At 67.2% G+C, this 20,485-nt stretch carries 21 protein-coding genes; 10 read left to right on the top strand and 11 right to left on the bottom strand.

Annotated elements, in window-relative coordinates; all coding sequences use genetic code 11:
- Positions 1 to 59: 59 nt before the first annotated feature.
- The 5 genes from ACZ5Z0_RS10335 to ACZ5Z0_RS10315 form a co-directional block, all read right to left on the bottom strand.
- A complete protein-coding gene (locus tag ACZ5Z0_RS10335; RefSeq protein ID WP_464108342.1) occupies positions 60 to 839 on the bottom strand; it encodes an SDR family NAD(P)-dependent oxidoreductase in 780 nt (259 codons plus the stop codon).
- Positions 840 to 934: 95 nt separating this feature from the next.
- Positions 935 to 2,644, bottom strand: a complete 1,710-nt coding sequence (locus ACZ5Z0_RS10330; RefSeq protein WP_464108341.1) for a DUF4389 domain-containing protein — start codon at positions 2,642 to 2,644, stop codon at positions 935 to 937.
- Positions 2,641 to 3,090 (bottom strand): flavodoxin family protein, encoded by a 450-nt coding sequence (locus tag ACZ5Z0_RS10325; protein WP_464108340.1) that lies wholly within the window; start codon positions 3,088 to 3,090, stop codon positions 2,641 to 2,643. The genes ACZ5Z0_RS10330 and ACZ5Z0_RS10325 overlap by 4 nt, the downstream gene beginning before the upstream one ends.
- Complete coding sequence (locus tag ACZ5Z0_RS10320; protein WP_464108339.1) at positions 3,087 to 4,142, bottom strand: zinc-dependent alcohol dehydrogenase family protein; 1,056 nt, start codon at positions 4,140 to 4,142, stop codon at positions 3,087 to 3,089. Before ACZ5Z0_RS10320 ends, ACZ5Z0_RS10325 begins: the two co-directional genes overlap by 4 nt.
- Positions 4,139 to 4,519, bottom strand: coding sequence for a hypothetical protein (locus ACZ5Z0_RS10315; protein WP_464108338.1), 381 nt, complete (start codon positions 4,517 to 4,519; stop codon positions 4,139 to 4,141). The genes ACZ5Z0_RS10320 and ACZ5Z0_RS10315 overlap by 4 nt, the downstream gene beginning before the upstream one ends.
- A 358-nt stretch (positions 4,520 to 4,877) precedes the next feature.
- Between ACZ5Z0_RS10315 and ACZ5Z0_RS10310 the strand changes: the two genes are divergently transcribed.
- Positions 4,878 to 6,398, top strand: coding sequence for an amidohydrolase (locus tag ACZ5Z0_RS10310; protein ID WP_464108337.1), 1,521 nt, complete (start codon positions 4,878 to 4,880; stop codon positions 6,396 to 6,398).
- A 13-nt stretch (positions 6,399 to 6,411) separates the two neighbouring features.
- On the opposite strand, the gene ACZ5Z0_RS10305 is transcribed toward ACZ5Z0_RS10310, so the two are convergent.
- Complete coding sequence (locus ACZ5Z0_RS10305; protein ID WP_464108336.1) at positions 6,412 to 6,936, bottom strand: hypothetical protein; 525 nt, start codon at positions 6,934 to 6,936, stop codon at positions 6,412 to 6,414.
- Between the two features lie 111 nt (positions 6,937 to 7,047).
- On the opposite strand from ACZ5Z0_RS10305, the gene ACZ5Z0_RS10300 reads away from it, so the two are divergent.
- Positions 7,048 to 8,409: an HNH endonuclease gene (locus ACZ5Z0_RS10300; protein WP_464108335.1), complete on the top strand. Its 1,362-nt coding sequence runs from the start codon at positions 7,048 to 7,050 to the stop codon at positions 8,407 to 8,409.
- Between the two features lie 38 nt (positions 8,410 to 8,447).
- On the opposite strand, the gene ACZ5Z0_RS10295 is transcribed toward ACZ5Z0_RS10300, so the two are convergent.
- The 3 genes from ACZ5Z0_RS10295 to ACZ5Z0_RS10285 form a co-directional block, all read right to left on the bottom strand.
- On the bottom strand, positions 8,448 to 8,957 hold the full coding sequence (locus tag ACZ5Z0_RS10295; RefSeq protein ID WP_464108334.1) for a hypothetical protein: 510 nt from the start codon (positions 8,955 to 8,957) through the stop codon (positions 8,448 to 8,450).
- A gap of 4 nt (positions 8,958 to 8,961) precedes the next feature.
- The gene (locus ACZ5Z0_RS10290) at positions 8,962 to 10,182 is read right to left on the bottom strand and encodes an exonuclease domain-containing protein (RefSeq protein ID WP_464108333.1); all 1,221 of its coding nucleotides are present in this window, start codon (positions 10,180 to 10,182) and stop codon (positions 8,962 to 8,964) included.
- 179 nt (positions 10,183 to 10,361) lie between these two features.
- Positions 10,362 to 11,495, bottom strand: a complete 1,134-nt coding sequence (locus ACZ5Z0_RS10285; RefSeq protein ID WP_464108332.1) for an EcsC family protein — start codon at positions 11,493 to 11,495, stop codon at positions 10,362 to 10,364.
- 431 nt (positions 11,496 to 11,926) lie between these two features.
- Between ACZ5Z0_RS10285 and ACZ5Z0_RS10280 the strand changes: the two genes are divergently transcribed.
- The 3 genes from ACZ5Z0_RS10280 (at position 11,927) to ACZ5Z0_RS10270 (ending at position 14,415) form a co-directional block, all read left to right on the top strand.
- A complete protein-coding gene (locus ACZ5Z0_RS10280; RefSeq protein ID WP_138768029.1) occupies positions 11,927 to 12,544 on the top strand; it encodes a uracil-DNA glycosylase family protein in 618 nt (205 codons plus the stop codon).
- A 135-nt stretch (positions 12,545 to 12,679) separates the two neighbouring features.
- Positions 12,680 to 13,423 carry a glucose 1-dehydrogenase gene (locus tag ACZ5Z0_RS10275; protein ID WP_464108331.1) on the top strand — a complete coding sequence of 248 codons (744 nt, stop codon included), beginning with the start codon at positions 12,680 to 12,682 and terminating at the stop codon, positions 13,421 to 13,423.
- Positions 13,424 to 13,458: 35 nt separating this feature from the next.
- The gene (locus ACZ5Z0_RS10270; protein WP_464108330.1) at positions 13,459 to 14,415 is read left to right on the top strand and encodes an L-lactate dehydrogenase; all 957 of its coding nucleotides are present in this window, start codon (positions 13,459 to 13,461) and stop codon (positions 14,413 to 14,415) included.
- On the opposite strand, the gene ACZ5Z0_RS10265 is transcribed toward ACZ5Z0_RS10270, so the two are convergent.
- A complete protein-coding gene (locus tag ACZ5Z0_RS10265; RefSeq protein ID WP_464108329.1) occupies positions 14,401 to 15,495 on the bottom strand; it encodes a cation diffusion facilitator family transporter in 1,095 nt (364 codons plus the stop codon). The two genes, ACZ5Z0_RS10270 and ACZ5Z0_RS10265, sit on opposite strands and share 15 nt — an antisense overlap.
- Positions 15,492 to 15,827 carry an ArsR/SmtB family transcription factor gene (locus ACZ5Z0_RS10260; protein WP_464108328.1) on the bottom strand — a complete coding sequence of 112 codons (336 nt, stop codon included), beginning with the start codon at positions 15,825 to 15,827 and terminating at the stop codon, positions 15,492 to 15,494. The genes ACZ5Z0_RS10265 and ACZ5Z0_RS10260 overlap by 4 nt, the downstream gene beginning before the upstream one ends.
- 138 nt (positions 15,828 to 15,965) lie before the next feature.
- Here ACZ5Z0_RS10260 and ACZ5Z0_RS10255 point away from each other — a divergent pair, with 138 nt between their 5' ends.
- The 5 genes from ACZ5Z0_RS10255 to ACZ5Z0_RS10235 all read left to right on the top strand — a co-directional run bounded on the left by ACZ5Z0_RS10255 (position 15,966) and on the right by ACZ5Z0_RS10235 (position 20,459).
- On the top strand, positions 15,966 to 16,373 hold the full coding sequence (locus ACZ5Z0_RS10255) for a DUF6153 family protein (protein ID WP_464108327.1): 408 nt from the start codon (positions 15,966 to 15,968) through the stop codon (positions 16,371 to 16,373).
- A gap of 113 nt (positions 16,374 to 16,486) precedes the next feature.
- Entirely contained in the window at positions 16,487 to 17,083 is a 597-nt protein-coding gene (locus tag ACZ5Z0_RS10250; protein WP_464108326.1) for a DUF305 domain-containing protein, read from the top strand.
- Between the two features lie 135 nt (positions 17,084 to 17,218).
- Positions 17,219 to 17,926, top strand: coding sequence for a FadR/GntR family transcriptional regulator (locus ACZ5Z0_RS10245; RefSeq protein WP_464108325.1), 708 nt, complete (start codon positions 17,219 to 17,221; stop codon positions 17,924 to 17,926).
- A gap of 74 nt (positions 17,927 to 18,000) precedes the next feature.
- Positions 18,001 to 19,008, top strand: coding sequence for an asparaginase (locus ACZ5Z0_RS10240; RefSeq protein WP_464108324.1), 1,008 nt, complete (start codon positions 18,001 to 18,003; stop codon positions 19,006 to 19,008).
- 35 nt (positions 19,009 to 19,043) lie between these two features.
- Complete coding sequence (locus ACZ5Z0_RS10235; protein ID WP_464108323.1) at positions 19,044 to 20,459, top strand: aspartate ammonia-lyase; 1,416 nt, start codon at positions 19,044 to 19,046, stop codon at positions 20,457 to 20,459.
- The last annotated feature ends 26 nt before the right edge of the window (positions 20,460 to 20,485 follow it).

Below are 20,485 nucleotides of genomic sequence, written 5' to 3'. Positions count from 1 at the left end.
CAACCATTGTCCCGTGTTGAATGTTTCGTGGGTATTGCCGGAGGCTGCGAGAATCCCGCCTAGTAGTCCACGATGGCGCCGCTGGAGATGTTGATGGTGGCGTCCGTGATGGCGCCGGCCTTGTCCGAGGCGATGAAGCTTGCCACGTTGCCGACATCCACCAGGGTGGCCGTGCGGTTCAGGTGCGCGGCCTTAGCGATCTCCACCACGATCTCCTCCCGCCCCTCCACCTGCCAGGGAATGGTCTCGACGATGCCCCCGCTTACCATGGTGACGACCCGCACCCCGTACCTTCCCAGCTCCATCGCCCACTGCCGCCGGAGCCCCTCCATCGCATCCAGGGCCACCTTGAACCCGCCAAGTCCGGCCATGGTCTGCGGGCCGGACCCGCCGAACATCAGCACGACGCCGGACTTCTGCTTGAGCATGTGGCCGGCCGCGGCCCGGGTGGTCAGGAAGTGGGTGCGGGTGGCCAGGGTGATCGGCTGGGTGAAGTCGTTCACGTCGATTTCCATCAGGGGCTGCTGGATGTCGCCGAAGGAGATGGCATTGAAAGAAATGTCGATCCGCTTGGTCTTCTTGACCACCGAATCAACGAAGGACTCCACCTGCTCCTCGTCCAAGGCGTCGACGACGGCGACGTCCGCCCGTCCGCCGCCCTCCTTGATGTCCCGGGCTACTTTCTCCAGCCGCGATTCGGTGCGGCCGGCGAGATAGACGGCGGCCCCCTCGGCGGCGAAGGCCCGGGACACCGCTCCCCCGATCGACCCTCCGGCGCCGTAAATCAGTGCGGTTTTGCCCTGCAGTAGGCCGCCAGCCGGCACTTGGTTCGTCAGCATCTGTCCCTGCCTCCCGCCGCGGAGTGGTGAATTCCCTCAACTATGTTCTCGCCGGACTCCGGTGGCAAGGGGGTGGGGCGGGCGTCCTGGCCGGGTCAGGGGCGCGGCAGGGCCCCGGATCCTGGCTGAGGATCTGGCGGCGGGCCGGATCCGGGCCCGTTCCCGGGTCCGGGCGGCCGCGGACTGTCCGGACCGCCGCGGCCCTCATGCACCTCCGGTGGAACTGACGCGGAGGGACCGCCGATGCCGTAGAAACCCGGGGGCTGAGCCGCTTGGCCTTGCTGGGGCGGGCCGGCGGCGGGGCCCGCTTGACCGTAGGTGGGGGGAGCCGGAGGTCCGGCGGGCGCCAGCGGCTGCGGGTCACCCGGGTCAGTGGAGCCCATGTCCAGGTGGAAGGGCGGGTATTCATCCCGCATCAGGGCCACGTAGGTGATGACCCGGTAGATCCAGCGGTTCAGGCCCATCAGCAGGTCAAAGAGGCCGCGCCAGTACTGGCCGGTGAACAGCAGGATGACGCCAGCGATAAGCACCAGAAGCCCGATCAGCGAGATGCCGGCGTTCTGCTGGATCCACCGTCCGTCGTCCCAATAACCCTCCCGGCCGCCCCAGACGCGCGTAGTCCCCGTCAGCACCCCAACGATCAGCAGGTGCGGAATGGCCAGCAGCCAGGACTTCACCAGCACCAGTCCGTGTGAGAGCTTCTCCGGATAGTCGACGTCGAAGTCCGCGGGGTATCCGGTGCGGGCGAGCGTAAACGGCGGATACTGGTCCGTACCGATCGCCGCGTAGGAATAGAAGGCCACCCGCCAGCTCCAGCGGATCACACCCACGTTGAAGTTGAACAGCGAGCGCGGGTAGCGGCCGGTAAAGAGGATGGCGAACCCGGCCACGATCGTCGTGACGACGAAGGCGAACCACAGGAAGAACAGCACGATGTAGTGCGGGATCGCAAGGAACCACTTGACCAGCCACAGCCAACGGGACAGGTGCGGGTCCAGATAGCCGCTGAGGCGCGCCGGATAGACGTAGCCGGCCGCCGGCGGGGAGGCCCCGCTGTACGGCTGCCCCGTGGAGGCCGCCGACGCGTAGGGAGCCCCGGGGTGCGGCTGCTGCCCGGGTCCCTGTGGCGGGCCGCCGCGTCCCAGCCCGGCCGCACCGGCCACAATCAGCGGGACGCCGACGGCCAGGAGCACAATGCCGCCGATCAGCAGTCCGAGGAAAACCGGCCAGAGCAGGTCCGAGCGCGCGCCCCCGCGAAGATCCACGGACACCGGGCTGCTCGCGTCGGCATTCATGATCACTACGGCCCAGTTCCCGGGGCGCAGGTCCCACTTCAGTTCCTGGCTGCCGGCGCCGGTGGCGGAGGCGGCCCAAAACGTTTGGTCGGCCGGCCGGGCCGGCGGTTTAGTGCCGGACACGTCCCGGTATTCGGCCCGGAAGGGCGAGAAGCGGACCTCGGTGAGCTCGGAGTGCCTGACGTCGGTCAGGTACTTTGCCACATCCGCCTGCGGCGCGATGCCGATGAAGATTTGCCGCGCTGAGTCGGCCGTGGAGCCGCGAAGCATCACGCTGCCAGGGATCACGGCCGGGTCGATTCCGGGCCGGGCATCGGTCATGATGTCCAGCCGCGGCGAGGTCAGTGCGTAGGAGTCCGCCGTGTAGCGCTCCGACGGCGTGGTGAAGTAGCCGCCGTCGCGCTGTTGATAGTTGGCCCAGCCGGTGAAGCCGGCCCCGGCCAGGAGTCCCAGGCCCAGCAACGCGAAAAGCGTGCCGAGCACCAGCAAGACAATCCGGCCCGGTTTCATGGCCGGTCCAACGCCTCCAGCAGTGACTTGCCCCATCGTTCCGCCTTCTCGATTTCGCCGGGACGCAACGGCCCCTCGCTGCCTTGGACGTAGAACGGCATTGGCTCGGAAATGATATCGGCGCCGTTGTCCCGGAGCGCGTGTGCCATCTTCTTGGCCGCGTCGCCGTGGATGAACATCCGGACGCGGGTGTCGAAAGCGGCCGCTTTGACCCCCTTGAGATGACCGCCGCCGAGGTTCGAGAGCAGTTCGGTGATCTTCGGCGTCGGACGCCAGCCATTGATGGGGCTGCCAAGGACCAGCAGGTCGCCGGCGGCCAGGTCGTCGGGCCGGAAGTCGCTGACCGCAACAGGGGTGGCGTCGAGTTCGCCGAGCGAACCGGCGACGGCCTCCGCCACAGACTTGGTATTGCCGAACGCTGAGTCGTAGACGACATGGGCCTTCATGCCGTGATCACCACTTTCAAGGCTTTCGTTTCCGCGGCACGGGCAAAAGTGTCATAGGCGTCCAGAAACTGGTCGAAGGTGAAGTGGTGGGTGGCGAATTTCTCGGCCGGAAGCTTCTTTTGGGCCACGAGTTTCAGCAACATCGGGGTGGTGTTGGCATTGACCAGGCCCATGCTGATGTTGATGTTCTGGATCCAGAGATCTTCCACGTGCAGCTCCACGGGCTTGCCATGCACCCCTACGTTGGCCACATTGCCGCCCGGCCGCACGATGTCCGTGCACATGCTGAAGGTCGCCGGGATGCCGACAGCCTCGATGGCCACATCCACCCCCTGGCCGTCAGTCAGGGCCAGAACCTGGTCCTTCCAGTCGGCGTCACCGGAGAGCACGACGTCGGTGGCGCCGAACTCGCGGGACTTTTCCAGCCGGTTCGCATCCAGGTCGACCGCGATGATGGTGGCCGCTCCGTAGAGTCCCGCGGTAGCGATCGCGGCAAGACCGACCGGGCCGGCGCCGATCACGGCCACGGTGTCCCCGGGCTTGACCCGGCCGTACTGCACGCCGATCTCAAACCCGGTGGGCAGGATGTCAGAGAGCATCACGGCCTGCTCATCGCTCACTCCCGCCGGCAGCAGGTGCAGCGAGTTTTCGGCGTACGGGACACGGACGTATTCGGCCTGCGTTCCATCGATCAGGTGTCCAAATACCCAGCCGGTCCCGGATTTGCCCTCCTCGCCCATGCAGTGCGAGTAGAGGCCGGTCTTGCAGTTGGCGCAATGCCCGCACGATTTGATGCAGGAAATGATGACCCTGTCCCCCACTTTGAGTCCGGTCACCGAGGACCCAGTCTCGGTGATGGTGCCTACGCCCTCATGCCCGAGGATCCGGCCCTTGGTCACCGCGGGCACATCGCCTTTGAGGATGTGGAGGTCCGTTCCGCAGATGGTGGTGGTGTCCACCTTGACGATCACATCCGATGGGTTCTGGATGACCGGATCAGGAACGTCCGTCCAGGATTTCTCTCCCGGGCCGCCGTACACGAGGGCCTTCACGCAAGCTCCTTGGTTCTGAGGATGACCGGCGGATCGACGATCCGCAGGCGGCACGGGGTGACAGAGGTGTCGATGCCGGAGGAGACAATGGACTGGCGCGCATGCTCGCGGAGTTCCTCAAAGGCCGCGTCTGTAACCCGGGCATGGGCCAGGTCCACGACGATCTCGTAGCCCGCGAGTTTAGAGGTCACGCGGCGGCAGACGACGTAAAGGGCGCGGATGTTGGCGGTCGTTACGACGCCGCGCACTTCCACTCGCGCGGACTCCTCCGCGCTGTCGATACGGATGACAACCTTGATCCGCGGATCACCGTGGGATGGGTGCGCGTGGTAGGCGCGGGCCCGGCTGGCATGATTGAGGTGGTGCAAGGGACTCATCACGCCTCAGAGCTCCGGATGCCAGGGGCTGCTGCGGTTGTTGGACGGTCTAATTCGATTCGGAATTTGATACACATCATGGCCGGTCTCCTGCCTTTCCTGCCCAAGCCGGAAAGTGCAATTGCCATTTCCTCACCCCAGGTCCTAGCGAGAGACCGATACTTCCTATCGAGCGGTTCATCCCCCAATTGCCGTGCAGGAACCGCCCCAACTCCAGAATGACCGCACCGCCGGCCTCGGGCAAGGGGGCGAAAGTCCCTTGCGTCGGGTGAGTGCCGAAGGGATGGGAATCGTGGGGACGCAGTGGCCCATGTTGTGCGAATTGCTACCGCCCGGATGCGCCCCTAGCCTTGTCCCTATGCCGAATCCTGCCTCCCACGCCTCCCGGCCAGCCCTTGTTCTCGCTTCGGTCCGGCAGCCGGGCGAAAAGACACTTTGTGACATTTTCATTACAGACGGCATGGTTGCGCAGATTGTGCCGTCGGGTTCGCCGGCAGCGTCTGCGGAGGGTTCACGGGTGGTTGATCTCGACGGGCGCTACGTGATCCCGGGGCTGTGGGATGAGCATGTCCACATGACCCAGTGGGCCCTGGCAGCCGGCCGGATCGATCTGTCCGGCGCGTCCTCGGCCCGGGAGGCGGTCGCCGTCGTGCGTTCCCGTCTTGAGGCTTCCACCACGGCCCAATCCGGTGGCGATCCGGCCGGCGGACGGACGCTGGTGGGGGTCGGGTTCCGGGATGCCGTTTGGGCGGACGCGCCGAGTCTTGAACTGCTCGACGGCGCGACCGCGGGCGTCCCCACGGCGCTGATCAGCCACGATCTGCACTGCATCTGGCTCAACAGTGCCGCGGCGGCCCGCTACCACGTGGGCGTGGATGCGGACGGGCTGCTGCGCGAGGAGCCGGCCTTTGAACTGACCCGGGAACTGGGGCGCCTGCCCGACGAGGTGGTCGATGCCATGGTCCGCGACGCCGGCAGGGCGGCCGCGGCCCGCGGAATTGTGGGGATTGTCGACTTCGAGATGGTCTGGAACCGGGACACCTGGCTCCGGCGGATCGGGGCCGGCTTTGATTCCCTCCGGGTGGACGCCGGGGTCTACCCGCAGGACCTGGACCGCGCGATTGGCGAGGGGATGCGGACCGGCCAGTTGGTTCCGGAGGGCGGAGGACTCCTGCGGGTAGGCCCGTTGAAGGTGCTGATCGACGGTTCCCTCAACACCCGCACGGCGTACTGCGTGGACCCGTACCCGCACGGCGGCCGCGGCCTGCTCACGGTCAGCGAGGCGGACCTGCAGGACCTCCTGGTCAAGGCACGCGTATCCGGGTTCGTCCCGGCGGTGCATGCGATCGGCGACGGCGCCAACGAGGTGGCGCTGAATGCCTTCGCGGCGGCCGGGATCCGGGGCCGGATTGAGCATGCCCAGTTTGTCCGGCGGCAGGACTTCGCGCGGTTCGGCGAACTGGGCATCACTGCCAGCGTGCAGCCCGCCCACGCGCTCGATGACCGCGACGCCGCGGACTCCAACTGGGCCGGCCGGACGGAACGGGCGTTCCCGCTCCGTTCCCTGCTCGACGCCGGGGCCACGCTGGCGCTGGGCTCCGACGCACCGGTTGCACCGCTCGAACCGTGGACCGCCATGTCCGCCGCCACCACCCGCGCCCGGCAGGACGGCCGCGAACCGTGGCATCCGGAGCAGGCCCTGACCCGGCTGGAGGCACTGGCGGCCTCCTCGCGCGGACGGCGCCGGATCAGCGTCGGCGACCCGGCCGACGTCGTCGTGCTCGACGCCGACCCATTGGCCGCCTCCGACGCCGAGTTTGCCGCGATGCCGGTGGGCGCAACGCTCGTGGCCGGGCGGTTCACGCACCGGGGCTTCTGACTGACCGCGGTGGCTAGGCGCCCTTCACCCGGGCCTGGACCAGGTTGGCGAACGGCAGCCTGCCGAACTCCTCGACGAACGCGGCGTGGTAGCCGGCCTCGGCCGCGGCCAACTGCTCCACGGGCAGCTCTTTCCACGCGATGACCAGCTTGTTGGTAGCGGCAAGCTGCCAGACCAGCCGCCCGTCCCAGTGGCCCGGCGGCTTGCCCCGGCCGAAGTCGACGAACTCCTGGATCTGCCGGCGCAGCCCGCGGTTGCCCTTGCTCCCCGGGCCGGCCTTGCCCACGTAGAGGACGTCGGCGCCGTCGACCCATTCGGCGGCCAGCGCGTCCGCCTTCAGCGTGGGGTCCTTCTTCTTGAAGATGCCCGCCGTGCTTTTGGCGAGGAACTGGGGCTTGGGGCTGCTGTGTCCGGGGATCTCGGGCAGCAGCACCGCGAAGATGCCGGGCTTCTGCGGGATCCGGTTGATGTCCAGCGCCTCGATCGGCCGAAAACCGGTGAAGCCGTCCTTCTTCAATGACTGTCTGTTGGTCGGCATAGGTTCCTTGGTTCGGGCGACGGCGTCCCCTCGAGGCTTGCGGAGGCGCGTTTAGCGGCCGCACTTATCGGCCGCAGTTAATTGTCACAGGTGCCTGGTTGACTGGGTTCCATGGACGGCAAGCAAGGGCCCGACGTGGCTCTGACGGAAAGCGTGACGGTCGCGGACCTTGCGCGGATCCTGGCCGGAATCCCGGCCCCGGCCAGTGCCGCGGCGCTCATCGACGAAACACGCAAGCTGGAGGACCTAAAGTCAGCCCTGGCCGCCCGCCAAGCCCGCTTGTCCGTCACGTTCGATTTGCTCCAGCGCCGCGACCAAGCCGCCGCCGGCCTGCCGGCCGACCAGCTGGGGGCCGGCGTCGGGGCTCAGATCGCCCTCGCACGGCGCGAATCCCCCGCCAAGGGCGGCCGGCTCCTCGGCCTCGCCAAGGCCCTCGTCACCGAAATGCCACACACCCTCGCCGCCCTCGAAACCGGCCAGCTCAACGAATGGCGCGCCACCCTCCTGGTCCGCGAAACCGCCTGCCTGCCCGCAGCCGACCGGGCCGCCGTGGACGAGGAACTCGCCCCCGACACCGGAGCCTTCGAAGGCGCCGGCGACCGGGCCATCATCGCCGCAGCCCGTGCCGCCGCCTACCGTCGCGACCCCCGCTCCGCCACCGACCGCGCCGCCCACGCCGAGACCGAACGCCACGTCAGCCTCCGCCCCGCACCGGACACCATGTGCTACCTGACCGCCCTGCTCCCCGTCGCCCAGGGTGTTGCCGTGCACGCCGCCCTGACACGGGCCGCGGACGCTCCCCGCGCCGACGGCGATCCCCGCTCCCGCGGCCAGCTGATGGCCGACGCCCTCGTCGAACGCACCACCGGCAACGCCGGCGGGATCACCGGCATCGAAATCCAGCTGATCATGACCGACCGGGCCCTCCTCCAAGGCGACAGCGAACCCGCCCGACTCCCCGGCTACGGCATCGTCCCCGCCGGGTGGGCGCGATCCCTGCTTCACGACGCCGGCAACAACACCGCTACCGGCGCTACCGGCCAGCAAGCCTTCGCCACCTGGCTCCGCCGGCTCTACACCGCCCCCGCCACCGGCGAACTCGTCGCCATGGACTCCCGCGCCCGGCTCTTCCCGCCCGGACACCGCCGGTTCATCCAGGCCCGCGACGACACCTGCCGCACCCCGTACTGCGACGCCCCCATCCGCCACCTGGACCACATCATCCCCTGGCACAACGGCGGCACCACCAGCCTCGGCAACGCCGCCGGACTCTGCGAAGCGTGCAACCACACCAAAGAAACCCCCGGCTGGAACGCCCAACCCCGCCCCGGCCCCCGACACACCCTCCAACTCACAACGCCAACCGGCCACACCTACCACTCCACCGCCCCACCTCTGCCGGGAACGGGATTGCTGGCGGCACCCCGCCACCGCCGCGAGATCCGGCAAATCGTCAAGACACTGAGATGCTGAGGCTCGGGACTGCCAGGGCTGCGGCGTAGCCCTTGAACCTATGTGGCCGAGATGCGTGCCTGGACGAGGTTGGCGAACGGAAGCTGGCCATGCAGAGTCCGGAAGTCTGCGTGATAGCGCGCTTCCGTTGCGTCAACGAACTCTGGGGGCAGCACCTTCCACGCGATCAGCAGGGCCTGCGAATCTTCGAGCTGCCACAGCAACCTCCCGCCCCAATGGCCCACCGGAATGCCTCGGCCGAAGTCGGCAAATTCCTGGATCCTCTTTCGAAGTCCGCGCTTGGCGGTCTTCCCGGCGCCGGCCTTGCCGATGTAGAGGACCTCGGCCCCGGCAACCCATTTAGCGGACAGGGCGTCCCCAGCCACAGAAGGATCTTTCCCCTTGAAGTGGCCGCCTGCGCTTGTCACGAGAAACCGTGGCGCGAAGCACTCCGGCATCAGCACAGCGTAGATGCCGGGATCCTGCGGTAACTCACCCACCGCGAGCTCCGCGAACGACTGGAAGCCGGTAAATCCCTCCGCGGCGAGCCCTTCCTTATCGAAGTACATGGCGTCAGTTCTGCAGCAGCTTATCGAGATAGGGTTCGCCAACGACGGGGATGCCATAGCTCCTTGCCTTCTTGGCCTTGCCGGAAAGGCTGTCCGGGTCGGCAGCGACCAGCAGTCTGACCGCCTTGGTCACCGCAGGATGCGGGACGAAGCCGGCGGAGCGGAGGGCTGTTTCAATGTCGGCTCGGTCCCGCGACATGTCTCCCGTGAGTACAATCTTGTCGCCCGGAGCCAAGACCAGTGCCTGCCGGACCGCCCCGGTGTCGCTGCCGCGGACGGTGATCGGAGCGGTGAGAGATTGGGTAATCGATTCTTGATCAATGTCCAAGAGGGCGGCAACAATCCGAAGGTCAGCTTCCTCCTCCGGCGTGATGACCCCGTCTTCCCAGGCTGCGACAAGCATCGCGACCATGTAGTCGACGTGAAGTTGTTCCGCGGAGCTACGACTAATTCCGAGCTCGTCGGCCAGTGCCACGAGGCTGTTCCCCTCGGATGCTGAGATTTGCCGGTCCATGAGCGCTCGGTCGAGCATGGCCAAGTAGGCACTGTGCACGTCGGGGCCAGCCATTTCAGGCAGCCGGTTGACCAGGCGCTCCAGAAAATGCGGCTGCGGCTCTTCGGCTGAACGGCGAAGGACGGGCGGCAAGCGCTTCGGCGTGACTGTTGGCCATGATGCGAAGTAGGCGCGGTCGAGAGCGCTGAACCATTCGGGGTTTTCGGAATCCATGCGGAGGTAGTTGCTCAGCACATGGGCAGCGGCTTCAGCGTCGTCGCCGGCGCAGTGAGCCTTGTCGAGACTCACACCGAAACTGTCAAAGCAGTCCTTCAGCGACCGTCCCGCGCCTGGCAGGTAACGCCGTGCCAGCTTCATCGTGCACAGGCAATCATGGACCTCGAACGGCAGAGCCAGTCCCGTCCGCCCCAGTTCATGGGTAACGAAGCGGTAATCGAAGTGGACGTTGTGGGCAACCAGAACCCTGCCTGACAGCAGCTCCATCACATCGTGGGCGATGTCATCAAAGACCGGGGCGTTCAGGATGTCCGCGGCCCGAATGCCGTGGATGTGTTGCGGCCCCAAGTCCCTCTCGGGATTGACGAGTGTCTCCCAGCGGTTAGTGATGGTGCCGTCCGGTTCGACGTGCACGACGGCGATCTCGGCAATGCGGTGACTGCCAGGAAAGAGACCGGTTGTTTCAACGTCGACGACTGCGAATCCTGCGTTCATTTGTTCCCCCAACTTTTGCCCGCTAATGATTGTCTAGGAGCTTCCTACTCAACCTATTGGCGACCTCCGACAACGGTTTCCGCCGGCCACGGCGGGGTAAGAATCTCGGCCTCCCGTTTGCAGGCGAACTTCTGGCACAGTCGATTCGGCCGTGATCCACAATGAAGAACCGGCTGCCGCTATAGGGGGAGGCGATCCTGCTCTTCCATAGCGGCCTGCACTATAGCTTCAACGTCGATCGGTTCCTCGTCAGTAGCGTCGTCCTGAACAGGATCCGCCGCCTCGTTTGCCATCGTCCGCTCGACCCAGTCATCGAATGACAACCCGTGCTTCTCAGCGAGGTACCGGACCCGGTAAACACGGGTCGCGTCCCTCAGTGCGCGGTGCAGCATGTCGTAGCTCAGGCCAGCGGAGACCAGTCCACCAGCGACAGGTACCGCCTGCGCTAGCCGCTTATGCGTGAGGGTGACACCGATTTTCGCGAACACCGTCTGGATAATCTTGACCAGGACATCCTTTTCGAGTTGCTTCCACGTAGCCTGCCGCATCATTTGCTGGCTCAACCGCGAAAGCGCAGAGAGGGCGGCAGTCTTGCCCTCCAGGCTTGCGGCCGTACTGTAGGACAACACTCCCATGAGGAAGATTTCCTCGTCGGGTTCGTTCGGGTCGTAGCCATAGTGAACCGCGACTTCAGCGACCGCGCGGCCCAAAAGCGCCAGCGACGCGCTGACATCTGCGGCGATCGCAAGGATTACCGCCCCAGCGGTCGCCCCACCAGTCACGGTCGTGGACACCTCGACGCCGGTGATGGCCAAAGATGCGGCAGCCGACTCAATCATGCCGATGAACGGGAGGAGTTGCTTGGGCCTGCCCCTATCAAGGTCTCTGAGATCCAGCACTTCGAAAGGGGAAGCCTGGCCGATCTGCGGGTGTCTCTTGCGGAGGGCCTTGGTTCGCCGCTCAATCGAGACCGACGCAACGGCCGGCATGAAGATCGCCTTTGCCGCTCCGTTCAGCGCAACCTTGATGCTGTCATCCACGACCTCGGTCACCCGCTCGGCGCCAGGGATTTTCTTCACCGCGTCCCCTGCGGCCTCCACTGCCTTTGCCGCCGTCTCTGCCCCACGTGACCGCCAACTTCCGCGACGTGAGCGCTCGTCGGCGATGAGCTTTTCCCACGCCTGCTGCTCGTAGCCCGTCATGATCGTTGTCATTGTGTCCACTGCCCCCACGTCTGTCCGCACGTCCCAAAGGCAGCAGGTTACCACCCTGCCGGTCGCTGACTCAGGTAGACGCGACGGCGTCGACTCCATGTGACCAACCAACGTCGGCCCTCCCCAATACAATGCAAGGGCAAGTGCGTGCGTGATCGATTTAACGCTGCACGGCAATGGGGGCGCCGCGGTCGGCCAAAAAGCGATCGGCCAAAGAGAGCGCACCCCATTGCCCGCAGCAAGGGAAGTGGGAGCAGTGGCTGGCAACACGACCCTGCACCCCGCCTTAAACACGGGACCTGCAGGTACCTTCGCGATCTCGCTATGAGACGGCTCGGACATTTTCATGTCCTGAACAGCCCGGCTTAATCAAGTGGTTACCTGCAGGCGCTTTAAGCGTACGCCCGTCCCCGGAGCCGTGACTAGGGGGCCAGCGCCTCTTCCGCGACGCCCGGGAACGCGCCCCGAAACAGAAGCGTAGAGTGGAACAAGACGCCTGATTCTGGACGCCGAGTGCTGAGGGAGAAATCGTGACGATTGACTGGGACGAAAAGAAGACCCTGCTGCAGGAACCGAACATCGCGGCCGTGACCCAACTTTGCGACGAACTGATGGAGAAGAAGCCGGGATCCGTGGTTCCCTACATCGACCCCGTCCATGATGAGGACGAGTGCCGGATCGTCAGCCTCCATACCGCGCCCGGAAAGGGCTGCGAATCAGGGTTCGTCTCGCACTTCAACGAGGACGAGGCCGCCCGCCGCGCCACTTCCATCTACGAAGCCGTCGAACTGGACCCGCGCTACGTGATGCCGTGGAACGCCTACCCTTGGGTCCGCGATCCGGAATTGCCGTCGGCCTTGAATGTCCAGGAAAAGACCGACGGGCTGCGCCCCTTCCGCCAGTTTATGAAGATCAACAAGCGCACCTCGGCGATCATCGCGCACGGCGCCGACGCCCACGCTTTCCTGACGCTCTTCGAAAAGACCTACCACTCCTCGCTGAAGAACCGCGGCGTGAAGATCTACAAGGCCACCGCCCTCGGCGGCCGCGCCTTCGCCGTCTCCCCGGCCAAGCAAGAGGAGCTCCTGGCCAAGAACGTCGCCGTCTACAAGGACGCGATGCAGCGGGCCGGCATCCAGCACCTCTAGCGACCTCACGACGTCGGCCCGCCGCCCGCCGACGTCGCGCTTGGGCCCAACGGCCCTGCACAACCCCGCCTTCCGCGGCCAAGCTGGGAGAGCCGCCCGGATCACGGCCGGTACCAGCGCGGAAGGGGCACCACCATGGGACGGTTGGACGGCAAAGTCGCACTGATCAGCGGCGGCGCCCGCGGTATCGGCGCAGCAATCGCGCGGCGCTTCGTAGCCGAGGGCGCGAAGGCCGTCGTCGGCGACGTCCTGGATGACGACGGCGCCCGGCTGCTCGCGGAACTCGGCGACGGCGCCCGTTATGTGCACTTGGACGTCACCCAGCCGGCGGGTTGGGACGCCGCCGTCAACGAGGCGGTCACCGCGTTTGGCGGCCTGAGCATCCTGGTCAACAATGCCGGCATGGTGAATTTCGGCCGGATCGACGCGTACCCGCACGCAGAGTGGGCCCGGATCATCGATGTGAACCTCACCGGCGTCTTCAACGGCATCAAGACCGCAGCGCCTGCGCTGGCCAAGGCGGGCTCCGCCTCCATCATCAATGTCTCCTCGATCGCGGGGCTGCGCGGCTATGAAGGCCTCTCCGGGTATACGGCCTCCAAGTTCGGTGTGCGGGGTCTGACCAAAAGCGCTGCACTGGACCTCGGACGGGACGGTATCCGCGTCAACTCCGTGCACCCCGGCGTCATTCAGACCCCCATGACCGAAGGCATGACCTTCGACACCGGCCACGTACCGCTGCACCGGATCGGCCAACCCACCGAGGTCGCGGACCTCGCCGTATACCTGGCCGGCGACGAATCCTCCTTTATCACCGGCGCCGAATTCGTCATCGACGGCGGCGAAACGGCCGGCACCGTCGCACCGCCCGCCGGCTGAGCGCACGGGGCCGACCGATCAGGATGGAGTCGCTCATGTCCGTACATTCCGGTTCCAAGCTCGCCGTCGTCGGCGCCGGCAGCGTCGGCACCTCCCTGGCCTACGCCGCCCTGATCCGCGGTTCGGCCAGCCACGTCGCCCTCTACGACGTCAATGCGGCCAAGGCGGAGGCTGAAGTCCTGGACCTGGCCCACGGCACCCAGTTCACCGCGGCGGCGGCCACCGTCAACGGCGGCGCGGATATCAGCGTCACAGATGGCGCCGACGTCGTCGTCATCACCGCCGGCGCCAAACAGTCCGCCGGCCAAACCCGTCTGGACCTGGCCGGCACCAACGTCCGCATCCTCGAACGGCTCATGCCGCAGCTTCTGGAACACGCCCCGGACGCGGTCTACGTGCTGGTCACCAACCCGTGCGACGTGCTGACCGTGGCCGCGCAAAAGATCACCGGCCTGCCGACGTCGCGGATTTTCTCCTCCGGCACCGTGCTGGACACTTCGCGGCTGCGCTGGTTGCTGGCCCACCGCGCGGGGGTGTCGGTGAGCAGCGTCCACGCAAGCATGGTGGGCGAGCACGGCGACACCGAGTTCCCGGTCTGGTCCGGCGCGACCATCGGCCCGGTGCCGATCCGGGACTGGAACGTCGACGGCGAGCGCATCTTCACGTCCGGCTACCTCAGCGAGACCGCCCGCGAGGTCACCCAGGCCGCGTACAAGGTGATCGCCGGCAAGGGCGCCACGAATTACGCGATCGGGCTCTCCGGGGCCCGGATCGTCGAGGCGCTGCTGCGCTCCGAGAACGCGGTGCTTCCGGTGTCCACGGTCCTGGGCGGGCAGTACGGGATCGAGGGTGTGGCCCTGTCGCTGCCCAGCATTGTGGGCCACGGCGGCGTGCGTGCGGTGCTGGAGACTCCTATGGACGAAGGCGAACGGGCCTCGCTGCATCACTCCTCCGAGACGCTCCGGCAGAGCCTCGCCTCACTCGGGATCTGACGCGGGGGACGCCGTTACAGAAGGCACCACCGTCACCGTGCCGAGGTGCGGCAATGCCTTCCGGGCGCCGTCCTCCAGGTGCGCAGCCGCCGCGGCGAGATCGGCCAGCCGGGCGTCGCGGCCGATGGGGACGGTGATCTCTGCGTGCAGGCGGTGGCCGGACCAGCGCAGCCGTGACGTCCCGCCCAACGGCGAACGCTCCCGGACGACGGCGGCCAGGGCATCCGTCAGGTGGGGTTCGACGCCGTCCATGAGCCGCCGCCCGACGTCGCGCACGGTGCCCCACAACAGCACCATGATCGCCACCGAAATCAGCAGCCCCACGATCGGGTCCGCCAACGGGAAGCCGAGCCAGACGCCGATGACACCGGCGACGACGGCGAGGGAGGTAAAGCCGTCGGTCCGGGCATGGATGCCGTCGGCGACCAGGGCCGCCGAACCAATCCGCCGGCCGACGCGGATCCGGTAGACCGCGACCAGCTCATTCCCCGCGAAGCCGACGAGGCCGGCCGCGAGGACCCAGCCGAGGTTGTGCACGGGCTGCGGTTCGAAGAAGCGGCGGATGGATTCGACGGCGGCAACGATCGCGGAGAGTGTGATCATGGCGACGATGAAGAGTCCGGCCAGGTCTTCCGCGCGGCCGAAGCCGTACGGGTAGGTACGCGTCGGTTTACGCCGGCCCAGCAGGAACGCGATCCACAGCGGCACGGCGGTCAGTGCGTCGGAGAAGTTGTGCACGGTGTCGGCCAGCAGCGCCACGGAGCCGCTGACCAGCACGATCGCCAACTGGAAGAGCGAGGTGGCGCCGAGGCCCAGCAGCGAGACCTTCACGGCGCGGATCCCCTGGGCGCTCGATTCGAGCGCCGCGTCGATGGAGTCCGCGGCGTCATGCGAGTGCGGGACGAAGAGCCCGTGCAGCAGACCCTTCAACCCCGTCGGGTGGGTGTGGCCGTGCTCGCCGTGTTCGCCGTGCGAGTGGTCGTGGCTGTGGTCGTGGTCGTGGCCGTGCTCGCCATGCGAATGGTCATGTCCGTACTCGCCGTGGCTGTGCTCGCCCACTGCGTTGCCGGGCCCGCTCATGCTCCGTGCCTCGGGGCCGTGCCGAGCGCGTGCTCCGCCTGGTGCACGGCATCCATGACCAGCTGGCGGGCGTGGTCGTTCTGCAGCCGGTAAAACACCTTGGTGCCCTCCTGACGGGTAGCGACCATGCCGCCCAGCCGCATCTTGGCGAGATGCTGCGAGACGGCCGAGGCCGGCTTCCCTACGCGCTCTGCCAAGGCGTTGACCGGCAGCTCACCGTCCCCCAGGGCGAGGATCAGTCGGACGCGCGTGGCGTCGGCCAGCATGGCGAAAACTTCGACGGCCAGTTCCACGTGGGGGCTGTCGACCTCAATCTGCATATCCGCATTCATACGCAGATAATGTCACATCCGTGGCTCCCGACCAACTTCCGGCGGACGGGCGTCAGTGCGCCGGAACAGAATCCACGGGAGCATCGTTGAACCCGGGTAGCCTGAAATGCGGGATATCAGCTCGAGAGGAGGACCGGCGTGATCGCAGTACCGAGACTTGTTCCGGTAGCGGGCCTCCGCCGCTTCGGCCTGCTGGCTTTGGTCCTGGCCGTGCTTGCCGGGCTTCTGGGCATGCACGTCCTTGTCGGAGCGCACGGCGCACACGCCTCCGCCACCCCTTCCGCAACCGACCACTCCCACCCGGCGGTCCACAACGAAACCTCGGCGCCGCCGTCGTGCGGGTGCGGCGGATCCTGCGGCGAACAGCAGACGGCGCACGCTTCCTGCACGCCGGCCCCTTCGGGCGCTACCCTCAGCGCTCCCCCGCCCGGGACCACACTGCTCGCGGTCCAGCCGAGGACCACGACGGCAGCGGGTCCGGCCAGCACATATTCCTATCTTCCGGCGACGCCCACGCCCAACGAGCTGTCCATCAGCCGGACGTAAAGGGAATCCGTGCCGCGCTTCGCCGGCACCCATGCCCACCGTTGCGCGCACCATGCGCCGCGCATCGTCCCGACACCGGCGCACGCCGGATTCCCTCAAAGGACAGATCCATCGTGAACAAAGCACTGACAATTTCCGCCACCGCCCTGGCTGCCGTCATCGCCCTGGCCGGCTGCTCGGCCGGGACCAACTCCGGCAGCAGCATGCCCGGCATGGACCACAGCACCACCGGCGCCAGCACCGTGCCCGCAGCGGCGGACCACAACCCCACGGACACCATGTTCGCCCAGGGGATGATCCCGCACCACGCCCAGGCCCTCGAGATGAGCGAGATGATGCTCAGGAAGCAGGGCATCGACGCCAAGGTGACCGCCCTGGCGGGCCGGATCAAAGCTGCCCAGGGTCCCGAAATCGAGCGGATGACCGGCTGGCTCCAGGGCTGGAAGGAATCCACCCAGATGCCGGGCGGCCACGTAATGTCCGGCATGGTGGGCGAAGATGACCTCAAGAAGCTCGACGCCGCCAACGGCACCGAAGCCGCAAAGCTGTTCCTCACCCAGATGATCTCGCACCACGAAGGTGCCGTGGAGATGGCCAACGCGGAGGTCCGCAGCGGCAAGAACCCGGAAGCGGTCACGCTGGCCAAGGACATCTCGGCTTCCCAGACAGGCGAGATCAAGGAAATGAAAGACCTGATGGCCGCGCTCTAAGCCCGGGTCATGAGGCCGAACGGACACTTCAGGCCCCCGACACCGGGTCGCTTTGTGGGCCCGAAGTGTCCGTTCGGCCCCGCGGGGGCGTAACGCTAGTTGACACCCCAATGTGACCCCTGCCATATTTGAGGGGTGAACCTGTCAGACAGCCGGACAGCAGGACAACCCCTCGCCCGCCTCAGCGCGGCCGAGGCGGTCTTCAATGTCCTCCGCTCCGAAATTGAATCCGGCAAGCTGGGCATCGGCGCCAAACTGAGCTCCGAAGCCACGCTTGCCCAGCAGTACGGGGTGAGTCGCTCGGTGGTCCGCGAGGCTTTGCGGTCCTGCACCGCGCTGGGACTGACCATCACGAAGACGGGCCGGGGTACCTTCGTGGTCGCCGACCACGTGGCGAAAGACCTGGTCCTCGGCCAGTACTCGGCGCTCGACCTCACCGAGGCCCGGCCCCACATTGAGGTTCCGGCCGCCGGGCTCGCTGCCGAACGCCGGTCGCCGGAGGAACTGGACACCCTCCGGGACGTCCTCGCCGCAATGACCGCCGAGGACGACCCCGAAGTGTGGGTGGGCCTGGACTCGAATTTCCATGCCCTGATCGCCAAGGCCAGCCGGAACAAGGTCTTCGAGAACGTTGTCGCGGAAATCCGGGAGGCCCTGGCGCATCAGTCCGAGACCCTGAACATGGTCGCGGACCGCCAGCACGCCTCCGATGAGGAGCACGGGCGCATCCTGGCCGCCATCGAGGCAGGCGACGCCGCCACGGCGCGCATCGCGATGAGCCAGCACCTGCATGCCGTCGGCGTCGCCCTCGCCTCGATCCTGGACCCCCGCCCCGGTTCCTGACGCCGGAAAGCCGCCGGAACGAACCTGCCCGGCGGCCCCGCAGGCCACGAACAACACCACCGCCAAAGGACGCAATGATTTCTCCAGCCCTCGCCCGCATTCCGACACCGCCCGCCCCCGCGCGGCTCCCGGAGCACGCCCCGCTCGCGGTCCAGACCCGCGACGGCCTGGTTGAGAGCGTCCACTACGGCTCGGCCATCGCCACCGCGGCGGACGGACGGACCCTCCTGAGCGCCGGCGACCCCCTCGCCGCGTTCTACCCCCGCTCCGCCCTCAAGCCACTGCAGTCCGTAGCCATGGTCCGAGCCGGCCTCGACCTCCCCGGGGAACTCCTCGCCCTGGCGGCCGCCAGCCACTCCGGAGCCGCCGCCCACCGCGACGGCGCGCTGCGCATTCTGGACCTGCACGGACTGACCCCCGAAGACCTCCAGAACAGCACCGACCTCCCCTATGGCACCGCCGAGCGCGAGCAATGGCTCGGCGGCGGCGGAACCGCTACCCAACTGACCCAGAACTGCTCCGGGAAGCACGCCGCAATGGCCGCCACCTGCGTCATCAACGGCTGGCCGGTCCAGGGTTACCTCGACCCGGCCCACCCGCTGCAGCAACTCGTGGCCCGAACCGTCGTGGACTTGACCGGTGAGGAACCCCGCGCCGCCACCACTGACGGCTGCGGCACCCCCCTCTTCGCCCTCACCCTGTCCGGCATGGCCCGCGCCTTCGGCAGGCTGGCCGCCAGCGACGGCGGCGCGGAAGCCGCCGTCGCCAACGCGATGCGCCGCCACCCCGCGATGGTCGCGGGCGAGGACCGGGATGTCACCGCCCTCATGCGCCTGGTCCCCGGCCTGCTCGCGAAGGACGGCTTCGAGGGCGTCCAGCTGGTGGGCCTTCCGGACGGCCGCGCCCTCGCCGTGAAGATCTCCGACGGCGGAGACCGCGCCCGGATGCCCGTCACCGTCCGGCTCCTGGAGGCTCTCGACGTCGACACCTCAGCCCTGGCGGGCCTCGCCACGTCGGCCGTGCTGGGCGGCGGCCGTCCCGTCGGGCTGCTGCAGGCCACCGATTTCCTCGCCGCCTCCTAGACCTCCACCACCCCCGAAGACCTTTAAGGACCGTCATGACCCCGCCCGACGAACGCGCAGAATTCCGCTCCGAACACGACCTCCTGGGCGACCGGGACGTTCCCGCCGACGCCTACTGGGGTGTCCACACCCTCCGCGCGGTAGAGAACTTCCCCATCACCGGCCAGCCGCTCTCCTCCAACATGTATCTGGTCCGCGGGCTTGCCGCCGTCAAACTGGCCGCCGCCCGCACCAACCACGAACTCGGGCTGCTCGACGCGGAGCGCGCCCGGGCTATCGAGGACGCCTGCGCCGACGTCACAAACGGCAAGCTCAGCGAGCAGTTCGTCGTGGATGTCATCCAGGGCGGGGCCGGGACGTCCTCGAACATGAACGCCAACGAAGTGATCGCCAACCGGGCCCTGGAAATCCTCGGGCACCCGAAGGGCGACTACGCGAGGCTGCACCCCAACGACCACGTCAACCTCAGCCAGTCCACGAACGACGTCTACCCCACCGCGGTCAAACTCGGCACGATCCTCGCCGCCCGGGAACTGCTGGAGGCCCTCACGGAGCTCGAAGACGCCTTCGCGGCTAAAGCCCTCGAATTCCGCAACGTGGTGAAGATGGGCCGCACCCAGCTCCAGGACGCCGTACCTATGACGCTTGGGCAGGAGTTCGGCACCTACGCCGTCACGATCGGCGAGGACCGACTCCGCCTGGCCGAAGCCAAGCTGCTGATCCACGAAATCAACCTTGGCGCCACGGCGATCGGCACCGGCCTGAACGCCCCCGCCGGCTATGCCGAGGCTGCCTGCCGGCACCTTGCCGAGATTACCGGCCTGCCGCTGGTCACGGCGGTGGACCTGATCGAGGCCACCCAGGATGTCGGCGCCTTCGTGCACCTCTCCGGGGTGCTCAAGCGGGTGGCCGTGAAACTCTCCAAGATCTGCAATGACCTCCGGCTTCTCTCCTCCGGCCCGCGCGCCGGCTTCGGCGAGATCAACCTCCCGGCCGTGCAGTCCGGCTCCTCAATCATGCCCGGCAAAATCAACCCGGTCATCCCGGAAGTGGTCAGCCAGGTGGCCTATGAGGTCATCGGCAACGACGTCACCATCACCATGGCCGCGGAAGCCGGCCAGCTCCAGCTCAACGCCTTCGAACCGATCATCGTCCACAGCCTCCACAAGAGCATCTCGCATCTGGAAGCCGCGTGCCGCACCCTCACGGCCCGCTGTGTCCGGGGTATCACCGCCAACACCGAACGGCTCCGCCTCACGGTGGAGCAGTCAATCGGCCTCGTCACGGCCCTCAATCCGCAGCTGGGCTACGCGACCGCTACGGCCATCGCGCAGGAAGCCCTCGCCACCGGCAAGGGAGTCGCGGAACTCGTACTCGAACACGGGCTGCTCACCGCCGAGCAGCTCACCGAACTGCTCAGCCCGCAGCGCCTGGCCAACCTGAGCAAGTAGCGCACCTCCGAACCCCAAAGGATTCC

This window comes from Arthrobacter sp. T2-23 (genome assembly GCF_055398325.1).
The sequence above is the reverse complement of the archived record's forward strand: the minus strand, read 5'-3'. Positions and strand labels throughout refer to the sequence as shown.

Bases quoted from the DNA above. Each gene is read 5' to 3' on its own strand.
- ACZ5Z0_RS10325 (WP_464108340.1), bottom strand. From the start codon at position 3,090: ATGAAGGCCCATGTCGTCTACGACTCAGCGTTCGGCAATACCAAGTCT.
- ACZ5Z0_RS10305 (WP_464108336.1), bottom strand. From the start codon at position 6,936: ATGCCGACCAACAGACAGTCATTGAAGAAGGACGGCTTCACCGGTTTT.
- ACZ5Z0_RS10240 (WP_464108324.1), top strand. From the start codon at position 18,001: ATGATTTCTCCAGCCCTCGCCCGCATTCCGACACCGCCCGCCCCCGCG.
- ACZ5Z0_RS10315 (WP_464108338.1), bottom strand. From the start codon at position 4,519: ATGAGTCCCTTGCACCACCTCAATCATGCCAGCCGGGCCCGCGCCTAC.
- ACZ5Z0_RS10290 (WP_464108333.1), bottom strand. From the start codon at position 10,182: ATGAACGCAGGATTCGCAGTCGTCGACGTTGAAACAACCGGTCTCTTT.
- ACZ5Z0_RS10270 (WP_464108330.1), top strand. From the start codon at position 13,459: ATGTCCGTACATTCCGGTTCCAAGCTCGCCGTCGTCGGCGCCGGCAGC.
- ACZ5Z0_RS10235 (WP_464108323.1), top strand. From the start codon at position 19,044: ATGACCCCGCCCGACGAACGCGCAGAATTCCGCTCCGAACACGACCTC.
- ACZ5Z0_RS10265 (WP_464108329.1), bottom strand. From the start codon at position 15,495: ATGAGCGGGCCCGGCAACGCAGTGGGCGAGCACAGCCACGGCGAGTAC.
- ACZ5Z0_RS10295 (WP_464108334.1), bottom strand. From the start codon at position 8,957: ATGTACTTCGATAAGGAAGGGCTCGCCGCGGAGGGATTTACCGGCTTC.
- ACZ5Z0_RS10260 (WP_464108328.1), bottom strand. From the start codon at position 15,827: ATGAATGCGGATATGCAGATTGAGGTCGACAGCCCCCACGTGGAACTG.
- ACZ5Z0_RS10330 (WP_464108341.1), bottom strand. From the start codon at position 2,644: ATGAAACCGGGCCGGATTGTCTTGCTGGTGCTCGGCACGCTTTTCGCG.
- ACZ5Z0_RS10275 (WP_464108331.1), top strand. From the start codon at position 12,680: ATGGGACGGTTGGACGGCAAAGTCGCACTGATCAGCGGCGGCGCCCGC.
- ACZ5Z0_RS10335 (WP_464108342.1), bottom strand. From the start codon at position 839: ATGCTGACGAACCAAGTGCCGGCTGGCGGCCTACTGCAGGGCAAAACC.
- ACZ5Z0_RS10285 (WP_464108332.1), bottom strand. From the start codon at position 11,495: ATGGAGTCGACGCCGTCGCGTCTACCTGAGTCAGCGACCGGCAGGGTG.
- ACZ5Z0_RS10300 (WP_464108335.1), top strand. From the start codon at position 7,048: ATGGACGGCAAGCAAGGGCCCGACGTGGCTCTGACGGAAAGCGTGACG.
- ACZ5Z0_RS10310 (WP_464108337.1), top strand. From the start codon at position 4,878: ATGCCGAATCCTGCCTCCCACGCCTCCCGGCCAGCCCTTGTTCTCGCT.